This is a genomic window from Paenibacillus sp. N3.4 (genome assembly GCF_008017805.1).
Lineage (GTDB): Bacteria > Bacillota > Bacilli > Paenibacillales > NBRC-103111 > Paenibacillus_E.
The window spans coordinates 1-1,012 of record NZ_VRTT01000211.1; the positions used below are offsets into that span (position 1 = coordinate 1).

The 1,012-nt window shown below is 42.1% G+C and carries 1 protein-coding gene; it reads left to right on the plus strand.

Annotation, left to right across the window (positions count from 1 at the left end; translation table 11 throughout):
- On the plus strand, nucleotides 1-861 hold an 861-nt coding region (locus FU659_RS34985), incomplete at its 5' end, for an IS4 family transposase (RefSeq protein ID WP_147951742.1).
- Nucleotides 862-1,012 lie beyond the last annotated feature (151 nt).

Sequence of the window (1,012 nt, forward strand, 5' to 3'; positions counted from 1 at the left end):
AAGCTAACAATAATCGACTCCACCACCATCTCTTTGCCTGACTTTCACGGTCAGTGGGGATACTGCAGCAAAACGCAAAATAGCGTTAAAATGCATACCTACCTATGCACGGATTTCCCGGACATGGCTTATCCAAGTAAAGTCATTTTATCGACGGGAGCTGTGGCCGACTCGGAAGTGGCGATCGAACTTCTCACGGATAAGCATACAACTTATGTGATGGATCGAGGATACATCAACTATGCCTTTTTTAAGAAATGGGCAGAGGCAGAAATTCGTTTTGTCGTACGCATACAGGCAAATAGCAAGACAACTGTCATCCAAGCACGTCCTGTTCCCGAAGAGGATCCAGGTATTTTACGAGACGCTGATGTTGAAATGGTGGTTCCGAAGGAGCCTGATCAAAAAGTAAGGCTACGATTGGTTGAATTCAAGGATGATAAAGAACGAATCTACCGCGTAGTTACAACAAGGTGGGATCTTTCAGCGCGAGAAATCGCTAACCTGTACCGCGATCGCTGGATGATCGAACTTTTCTTCAAATGGATGAAGCAGCACCTTCACTTAGCTAAACTATATAGCTATAAACCGGATGCTGTATGGAACCAAATCTACATGACACTTTTAGCCTACGGACTGTGCATACTGGTGAAGTTGCAAACAAAAACAACAAAAAGTACATGGGATGTACTGAAGTTAGTTCGCATTTACGTGATGGAAAGCTGGGAAAAGTTCCTTGACGCTTTAAACAGAGCGCCTACCCGAAGTTCGAAAGGACGCCGAAAGAAAAAGAAGGGCGGGCGGCCTCGTATTCATCCGATTAAGAAAAAAGCGCAGAAAAAGATACTTGAACAGAATTAAATACAATTGAAGTATATATTTGAAAAAAATGGTGATTTGTCTATACGTATTTGGCTGTTACTGTTTTTTCTCTTTTTCGATAAATGAAAACTGTAAAAATATCCCTTATGCAACTTAATGCTCTGATGTCAGCTTCTTTGCAAGGCTAGTG